The sequence below is a fragment of the Streptomyces sp. NPDC005899 genome (genome assembly GCF_040629645.1).
Taxonomy (GTDB): domain Bacteria; phylum Actinomycetota; class Actinomycetes; order Streptomycetales; family Streptomycetaceae; genus Streptomyces.
Window position 1 is genome coordinate 1 of sequence record NZ_JBEXWB010000279.1, and the last position, 8608, is coordinate 8608.

Annotated in this window: 7 protein-coding genes and 1 pseudogene; 5 read left to right on the forward strand and 3 right to left on the reverse strand. The window is 72.9% G+C overall.

Annotated elements, in window-relative coordinates:
- Positions 1-375: 375 nt before the first annotated feature.
- Positions 376-549 (forward strand): hypothetical protein, encoded by a 174-nt coding sequence (locus ABZ371_RS24830; RefSeq protein WP_358683437.1) that lies wholly within the window; start codon positions 376-378, stop codon positions 547-549.
- A 64-nt stretch (positions 550-613) separates the two neighbouring features.
- On the opposite strand, the gene ABZ371_RS24835 is transcribed toward ABZ371_RS24830, so the two are convergent.
- Genes ABZ371_RS24835 through ABZ371_RS24845 form a run of 3 tightly spaced genes read right to left on the reverse strand, consistent with a single transcriptional unit; the run spans position 614 to position 3425 of the window.
- Positions 614-2050 carry a lipase maturation factor family protein gene (locus ABZ371_RS24835; protein ID WP_358683425.1) on the reverse strand — a complete coding sequence of 479 codons (1437 nt, stop codon included), beginning with the start codon at positions 2048-2050 and terminating at the stop codon, positions 614-616.
- A gap of 30 nt (positions 2051-2080) precedes the next feature.
- Positions 2081-2593 carry a DUF1990 domain-containing protein gene (locus ABZ371_RS24840; protein ID WP_358683427.1) on the reverse strand — a complete coding sequence of 171 codons (513 nt, stop codon included), beginning with the start codon at positions 2591-2593 and terminating at the stop codon, positions 2081-2083.
- 4 nt (positions 2594-2597) lie between these two features.
- Complete coding sequence (locus ABZ371_RS24845; protein ID WP_358683435.1) at positions 2598-3425, reverse strand: YndJ family protein; 828 nt, start codon at positions 3423-3425, stop codon at positions 2598-2600.
- A 156-nt stretch (positions 3426-3581) separates the two neighbouring features.
- Between ABZ371_RS24845 and ABZ371_RS24850 the strand changes: the two genes are divergently transcribed.
- From ABZ371_RS24850 to ABZ371_RS24865, 4 genes and pseudogenes are all read left to right on the forward strand, one after another.
- Positions 3582-5648, forward strand: coding sequence for a SpoIIE family protein phosphatase (locus ABZ371_RS24850; RefSeq protein WP_358683429.1), 2067 nt, complete (start codon positions 3582-3584; stop codon positions 5646-5648).
- 190 nt (positions 5649-5838) lie between these two features.
- The gene (locus ABZ371_RS24855; protein WP_358683431.1) at positions 5839-7191 is read left to right on the forward strand and encodes a wax ester/triacylglycerol synthase family O-acyltransferase; all 1353 of its coding nucleotides are present in this window, start codon (positions 5839-5841) and stop codon (positions 7189-7191) included.
- A 152-nt stretch (positions 7192-7343) separates the two neighbouring features.
- Positions 7344-8360 carry an aldo/keto reductase gene (locus ABZ371_RS24860; RefSeq protein ID WP_358683433.1) on the forward strand — a complete coding sequence of 339 codons (1017 nt, stop codon included), beginning with the start codon at positions 7344-7346 and terminating at the stop codon, positions 8358-8360.
- A pseudogene (locus tag ABZ371_RS24865) lies at positions 8357-8608 on the forward strand (amidohydrolase); the annotation flags it as partial. The gene ABZ371_RS24860 and the pseudogene ABZ371_RS24865, both read left to right, overlap by 4 nt.

Sequence of the window (8608 nt, forward strand, 5' to 3'; positions counted from 1 at the left end):
GGCGGCCCGTGGGTACGGGCCGCCGCCGCTGTCGTCGTGTGCCGCGCACTCCCGTTCCCAGGCGACCCGCGGGACGGCTGAGTCGCAGGTGGCGGGAGGGCTCATTGGCTCAAAGTGACCCAGGCCACACGTTCTGTCGAGCGGGATGGCGCTCATTTGGTTACTCTGAAGTGAACGGACGCCACCAAGGGATCCACGAAACTTCCTCGGCCGTCCCGGGACAGGTCTGTAAGCAGGCCGCCGTCCCGCCCCGTACCGGCGCCACCGCGACCGAACTGTTTCTGCCCCTGCCCCGCAGAGGGCGGTCGCCACACGGTTCGTACCCCCGTGGCGTCGCCACCGCCCCGGGGTTACGCGACACATAAGGAGTCCGCGGTGACACCTGAAATGACACAGAGCGAGCAACGTCCCGCCGAACTGGCCGGAGAGCGGGCCCGGCGGCCCGAGAAGCTCCGGAACATCGAGGTCTGGGCACGGTCGGCACCGATCCGGCTCGCCGGCTACGAGGACGACCTGGCCGAGCCGCACATCCTGCCCGGCATCGACTGACCGTTCCGTCCGGCCTCGCGCGGAGCAGTGCTCCGGTCCCGCACCCGCGGGGCCGGAGCCGTTCTCATGACGGGCCGCCGCGCCGGAGCGGGGCCGGCAGGGACGTGGGCCTCATGAAGTCGCGTACGTACGTCCGGTGCCACCAGTGGCCGGTGGAGCGCAGCTCCCGCCAGTCCGTGAACCGGTAACGGAAGACCCTGGCCCGGACGTGGACCGGTGGGGCGTCCGGGAACGGGTTGTGCCCCAGGAGCCGCAGGGTGTCGCGGTCGCCCAGCAGCAGCCGTTCGGTGAACGGCCCGAACCAGGGGCGGGCGTACGCGGGGGAGAGCGCCGCGAACCACATCATCCAGTCCAGCCGCAGGTGGTAGGGGGCGAACTGGCGCGGCAGCCGGCGGGGATCGCCCGGCTTGCCGCGGAAGCCGTACTCACGCCAGCGGGTGCCCTCGCGCACCACCGCCTCGTCGGTGCCCTCGACCACGACTTCCAGCCGTGTCCTGCTGATGCTGCCGAACGCCCCGTAGGTGTTGACCAGGTGCAGCGGGTCGAAGGACCGGTTCATCACCTGCCGGCGGGAGAGGAGGTTGCGCGCCGGCCGGTAGCTGAGGACGAGGACGAGGGCGGTGACCGCGATGACCACCACCTCGTACCAGACCGGTGGGGCCGGGGCCGTCGGCGCGGGGCCGGCGAGCGGGGACCAGTCGATCGCCGCGAGGGCGATGACGACGGTCAGCCAGTTCAGCCAGGCGAAGTTGCCGGACAGCACGAGCCAGAGCTGGGTGACCACCATCAGCCCCGCCGCGATGCTCGCCACCGGCTGCGGGGTGAACAGCAGGAAGGGCATGACGAGCTGGGTCACGTGGTTGGCGGCCGCCTCGACCCGGTGGACCGGCCTCGGCAGCCGGTGGAAGAACCAGCTCAGGGGTCCCGGCATCGGCTGGGTCTCGTGGTGGAAGTCGAGGCACGTCAGCCGCCTCCAGCACGCGTCACCGCGGATCTTGATCATTCCGGCGCCGAACTCCAGCCGGAAGAGCAGCCACCGCAGCAGCCACAGCACCAGGACGGGGGCGGGCGTCTCCCCGTTGCCGAGGAACACCGCGAGGAAGCCCGTCTCCAGGAGCAGGGACTCCCAGCCGAAGCCGTACCAGGTCTGGCCGACCTGGACGATCGACAGGTACAGCACCCAGGGCACCGCCCACAGCACCATGGCCGCCCACAACGGGAGGAGGCCGTCGAGGCCGGCGGCGAGTGCGGCCGAGACGGCGGCGCCCGTCCAGGCCACCAGGGCGAAGAAGCGGTCGGAGTAGTGCAGCCGGAACAGGCCGGGCGCCGCACGCCACGGAGTCCGCGCCAGCAGGTCGGGCACGGGGAGCATGCCCCGCTCTCCGATCAGCGCCCGGAACTGGACGGCGGCGGCGACGAAGGCGACCAGGTAGACGACGGCGAGCGAGCGCTGGAAGACCAGCCTGCTCAGCCAGTGACCGTCTGCGGTGAACCAGTCCATCGCCGCCCAGTATCGGGCCCGGTGCGGGTCCTACGGCGTGACCGACACGGTCTTCCGCAGCACCGCGCCGAGCCTGCGGGCGTACCACCGCTGCACGACCGGCACCACGGGACCGGCCAGCCGGCAGTACCAGGCGCGCGGGCGGGAGAACGCCGTGACCGTGAACCACACCGTCCCGTCGTCCGCGAGCTCCACCACGAAGCTCTCCTCCCCGCACTCGGGGTGTCCGGCCCGAGTGCCGTAGGCGAAGCCGGTCCGGCTCCTTCCGTAAGCCGTCCAGACGACCTCGCAGGGGGCGGTGACGCGGAAGCGCCCCACGCCCACCGACACCTCGACCGCCGCCCCGGCCGAGGCGCGGGGCTCCGACGCGCGCACCCGCGCCCCCGTGGCGCGGTGCATCCGCCACTCGGTGACCGCGGTGCCCGCCGCCTCGAAGCACGCCCGGCCCCGGCCCACGGCGGTCCGGTGGCGCAGGTGGTTGTACCCGTCCGGGAGCGGGTCGAGACGGGTGGCGCCGGCTTCCGGGTACGTCAGGGTGCTCATGCGGTCATGCCTTCCGAGGGGTGCGGTCGTGGAGCCGGCGCCAGGCGAGCACCGAGCAGAGGCCGAAGCCCAGCGCGTTGCCCAGCCCGTGGGTGGCGGCCATCCAGGTCAGGGTGGGGTGCGGTATCCCGGTCGCCTCGCCGAGTGCCCAGCTGAGGGCGAGCACCATGGTCGCCAGGAGGACGGCGGCCGAGATGCCGAGCAGCACCCGCGTGACACGGTCCGCGCCGCGCCCGCGGACGGTGCGCCAGGTCAGCAGGGCGACCGTCCACATCCCGGCGGTGAGCACCAGGGTGCCCGCCAGTTCGGCCAGGTCGCCGACGAAGTAGCCGCCCAGCACCAGCAGGGTGCCCAGGGGCACGCTGAGCGCGGCGAAACGGCCCGCCGTCCCTTCCCCGGCGCGGCAGACGAGGCCCGCGACGAGGGCGGCGGCGAAGCCGGCGAAGTGGAAGTGCGGGACGGTGAGGGCCAGGATGCCCAGGTCGAAGCCGAGGAGTTCGTGCCCCGAACGCTCGGCGACCAGGGCGAGGGCGGCGACCGACGGGGCGGCCAGAGCCGTGAGGAGAGCGGCCTCGGTGGGGCGGACGCTGCGGGTCCTGGCCAGTCGCCGGGGCGCGTGGGCCGCCAGGAGCACCGTGCCCAGGGCGTAGCAGAGGGCGAGTGCGGTGGCCGCGCCGCCGCGCGGCAGCCAGAGGGACGCGGCGCCCGGCACCGCGAAGTACGGCCACAGGTGCCGTATCCGGTCGAGCGCGGGGTCGCCGACGAGCCGGAGCCCCATCGGCACGATCACCAGCATTCCGAGCATCACGATCAGCGCGACCAGCACGGACACCGAGCCCACCCCCCACGTCATGGCGCGCCGTTCCCGTGAGCCAGGAGAACTGAACGCGTTCAATTATTACCGGTATGAGCTTAGAGGGTTTCTTGAACGCGTTCAACAAGGATCGTTCGGTCGAAGAATCGGACAGATAATGGCAGAGTGGCGCATATGGATGATCGGGTTGCGGGTGCCCTGTCACTCCCGGACGACTGGCCCGCCCACCCGGACCTCAGCCTGGCCCTGAACCGAATGGGCAGCTTCGACTGGGACCTGGACAGCGGTCTCATGCACATGGACGAGCCCGCACTCGACGTGTTCGACCTGCGGCCCGAGGAGTACGACGACCGCCCCGCGTCCCTCGCCCCACGCGTCCCGGCCGACGAGGCCGTACGCCTCGACCACATGGTCTCGGAGGCCCTCAAGAGCGGCCGCAGCAACTACGGCGCCTACTTCCGCAGGACCCGCAGGAACGGCACCCTGCGCTGGACCCACACGCAGGGCTTCATCCGCCGGGACGGCACCGGCAGGCCCCGCCGCATCATCGGCATCATCCGCGACGCCACGCAGGAGCTCGCCGACGCCACCGCCCGCCAGGCGGTGGACCAGGAGCGCCGACGGCGCACCAGCCTGGTCGAGGGCACCACGGCGGCCCTGGCGCACGCGCGGACGGTCAAGGACGTCACCGACGTGCTGAGGAACTCCCAGGGCCTGGCACACCTCGGGGCCACCAGCCTGGTGATGGGCCTGCTCGAATCGGGGCGCATCCACCTGGTGGCGGACGGGCCGGAAGGGGCCCACGTGCCCGGCACCCGCTTCACCCGCACGGACGACGCCTATCCGATGAGCGAGGTGATCCGCACCCTCACCCCCCGCTTCATCGAGTCGGCCGAGGACTTCGCCGCCTCCTACCCCATCCTGTGGCCCCACATCAGCCACCTCGGCATCACCTCCGCCGCCTACCTCCCCCTCATCGCCCAGGCCCGCCCGATCGGCGCCCTGGGCCTCCTCTACGGCAACAAGGCGGGCTTCACGGCCGACGAGCGCAACCTGCTGGTGGCACTCGGCAGCTCGATCGCCCAGAGCCTGCAGCGGGCCATGCTCTACGAGCAGGAGCACGACCTCGCCGAGGGCCTCCAGCAGGCGATGCTGCCGCGCCGGATCCCCGAGGTGGCCGGGGCGCAGGTCGCCGTCCGCTACCGCTCGGCGCGGCTCGGACGGGACATCGGCGGTGACTGGTACGACATCATCCCGCTGCCCAACGGCCGGGTGGGGGCCGTCATCGGGGACGTGCAGGGGCACGACACGCACGCGGCCGCGGTCATGGGGCAGCTGCGCATCGTCCTGCGGGCCTACGCCGCCGAGGGGCACAGCCCCGCCACGGTCATGGCCAGGGCCTCCGTCTTCCTCCACGAGCTGGACACCGACCGGTTCGCGACCTGTTCGTACGCCGAGGTGGACCCCACCACCGGAGTGCTGCAACTGGTGCGGGCGGGCCACGTCGAACCACTCGTGCGGGACATCGGCGGGAACTGCCGCAAGCTGACCGCCGAAGGAGGGCTTCCCCTGGGTCTCTCCGCCGAGTTCGGGCAGCTCGAATACCCCGTCAGCACCGTGGACCTCGATCCGGGCCAGACCATCGTCCTGTACACCGACGGGCTGGTGGAGCTCCCGGGCGAGGACTTCGACGAGGGGATGCGGCTGCTGACGGCGATGGTGAGCGAGGGACCGCAGGACCTGCAGCGGCTGGCCGACCGGCTCTGCGAGGTGGTCGACGAGCGTGGGGGCGACGACGACGTGGCCGTTCTGCTGTTCCGCCGCAACGTCGCCCACGCCCCGCATCCCGGCGGCCGGCTCCAGCAGCACGTCGCGCAGAACGATCCGGAGGCGCTGACCTCGTCCCGTCACATGATCCGGGCGGCGGTACGCGCCTGGGGGGCCAAGGACCGGACGGACGAGATCGAGCTGGCGGCGGACGAGCTGATCACCAACGCGCTGATGCACACCGACGGCGGCGCCATCGTCACCATCCGGGTGCTCGCCGGCTCCGGGCGGCGCCTGCGGGTCGACGTCGAGGACCGGTCCAGCGCCCTGCCCCGCCGCAGGGACGCGGGGGAGTCGGGTGTGTCCGGCCGGGGGCTCATGCTCGTCGACCGGCTGGCGGACATCTGGGGCGTGGAGTCGCGCGGCAACGGAAAGTGCGTGTGGTGCGAGTTCGCCGTCCCCGAGCGCGCCTGAGCGGATGCGCGCGCCGGGTGCGGACGGTCGCGGGAAGCGGCCGGTGACGGAGTGGGACGTGTGCCGGTAGCGCATTCACCTGCGCGCCGCGAGACTGTAACAGTACGTAACGCGTTCAATCTTGTCCGTAACCGACCATCAGGGATTGACTGCGATCTCGCAGTTCTCCTGCCGATGACGCGAGGCCCCGTTGAGTACCGAGCTACTGGCACCTCTTGATCTGGCTTTCTGGCACCTCGAGACCGACGCCCACCCCATGCACCTCGGCGCGCTCGCGGTGTTCTCCCCGGTGCCAGGTGTCGCCCCCGGAGAACTGCTGGAACTCCTCGACACCCGCGCCGCCGCCGTCCCGCGCCTGCGGATGCGGGTACGCGACGTCCTGCTGCCGGTGGGTGGCGCCGGGTGGTTCGCGGACCCCGACTTCGACGTGCACCGGCACGTCAGGCGCGTGGAGCTCGGCCCCGGCGACTTCATGGCCGAGGCCACCCGGCTCGCCGGTGAACTGATGGAACAACCCCTCGGGCGGGGCCGGCCCCCCTGGCAGATGTACCTGCTCGACAGCGCCGGCGCCGGGCCGTTCGCGGTGCTGGTCAAGCTGCACCACGCGCTCGCCGACGGGATGCGGGCCGTCGCCATCGGCGCCGGCATCTTCGACCAGATCGCGGCCGCCGGCCGCGGCCCCGTGCGCCGCCGGTCCCCGCTGCCCCCGCGCCCGTGGCTGCCCGGGCCGTCCGAGGTCGCGGGCATGGCCATGGACCGGATCGGGGGCGTCCGCAGGGCACTCGGCGTCGGCGCCTCGGTCGTACGGGCCAGCCGCCTCGACCTGCGCGGCGCGACCGCCCTCACCGCGAGCTCCAGCGGCACCCGGCGCCTGGCCACCGCGGATCTCGACGCCGCGACGGTCCAGCGGATCCGCCGGGCCGCGGGCGGCACCGCCAACGACGTCCTGCTCGCCGTGGTCGCGGGAGCCTTGCGGCGCTGGATGCTCGAACGGGACGAGCGGCTGCCCGAAGCCGACCCCCGCGCACTCGTCCCCGTCTCCCGCCGCAGACCCGGCGCCGCCCCGACCGGCAACCGGCTCTCCGCCTACCTGCTCGGCCTCCCGGTGGGCGAACCCGACGCCGGGGAACGGCTGCGGCTGGTCCGTACGGCGATGGACCGCAACAAGGCCGCGGGTCCCTTGCGCGGTGCGGGGGCCGTCGCCGTGCTGGCCGACCAGCTGCCCGCACTGGCCCACCGGTTCGGAGCACCGCTGGCCGGCAGCGCCGCCAGGATGCTCTTCGACATCCTGGTCACCAGCGTGCCCCTGCCCCGCTCGGCGCTCTCGCTCGGCGGCTGCCCGCTGCGGGCCCTCTACCCGATGGCCCCGCTGGCCCGCGGGCAGTCGCTGGCCATCGCCCTGTCCACGTACGGAGGCCGCGTACAGGTCGGTCTCGTGGCCGACGGCAGGGCACTGCCCGACCTGGACCGGCTGTCGGCGGCGGTCGAGGACGAACTCCGCGACATGGCCGCACTCCTGCCCTCGGTGCCCGCCCCGGCCTGACGGCATGATCCGGCAAAGGTCGGACTGATCGCTCCCGGGCACCCCCTCTTTCCTGGTTGCCACGGTTGGGCGGCGGGGTTGACGCCCTTGATCGACCCGATGAATAGTGCTGTCCGGACGGTCGGCGATCACCCGGTGAGGGCGGCACAGGCATGCGGTACAACAGGCTCGGACACAGCTCGGTGGAGATCACCGAGCTCTCCTTCGGGGCAGCGGCCATCGGCAACCTCTTCACCGAGGTCGCACCCGAACAGGCCGCCGCCGCCGTCGACGCGGCCTGGCAGGAGGGCGTCCGGCACTTCGACACGGCGCCGCACTACGGCACGGGGCTGTCGGAACGCCGCCTCGGCGAAGCCCTGCGCACCCGTCCCAGGGACGCGTACACGGTGTCCACGAAGGCGGGCAGAGTGCTCGAGCCGCTCACGGCCGCCGAGGCGGCGGTCCCCGGAGGGCTGTCGGAAGGGTTCGCCGTACGGCACACCCACCGGCGCCGCTGGGACTTCAGCGGCGACGGCATACGCCGGTCCCTGGAGGACAGCCTCGAACGACTGGGCCTCGACCGGGTCGACGTCGTCTACCTCCACGACCCCGACGACCACGCGGAAGCGGCCTTCCGTGAGGGGTACCCCGCACTGGAACGGCTGCGCGCGGAAGGTGTCGTCGGGGCCATCGGCGCCGGCATGAACCAGACCGCCATGCTCACCCGCTTCGTGTGCGACACCGACGTGGACGTCGTCCTGTGCGCCGGCCGCTTCACCCTCCTCGACCGGAGCGCCCTCGACGCCCTCCTGCCCGAGGCCGCCGCGCGGGGCCGCAGCGTCGTCGTCGGAGGGGTCTTCAACTCCGGGCTCCTCGCCGACCCGCGCCCCGGAGCCACGTACGACTACGCCACGGCCCCCGCCCCCCTCGTCGAACGGGCGCTGCGCATCAAGGCCGTGGCGGAGAGGCACGGAGTCCCCCTGCGGGCAGCCGCGCTGCACCACAGCCTCGGCCACCCGGCCGTCGCCGGCGTCCTCGTCGGCACCCGCTCCGCCGACGAGGTGCGCGACGCCGCCGCCCTGCTCCGCACCCCCGTGCCCGGTGCACTCTGGGACGACCTGCGAGCGGAAGGCCTCCTGGACGGCGGCGCCCTCGCGGAACCGGACGCCCGCCCCCGGTCCGGCGCATGACGCCGCCCCCGGCGGTCGTCGACGCGCACCACCACGTGTGGGACCTCTCCGTGCGGAACCAGGACTGGATCCAGGGTGAGCGGCTCGCCCCGATCCGCCGCACCTTCACCCTCGCGGAGCTCCAGCCGCAGGCCCGCGCGGCCGGGGTGACCGCCACCGTCCTCGTCCAGACCGTCACCGTCGCGGAGGAGACCCCCGAGCTCCTCGCCCTCGCCGCCGGCCACGACCTCGTCGCGGGTGTCGTCGGC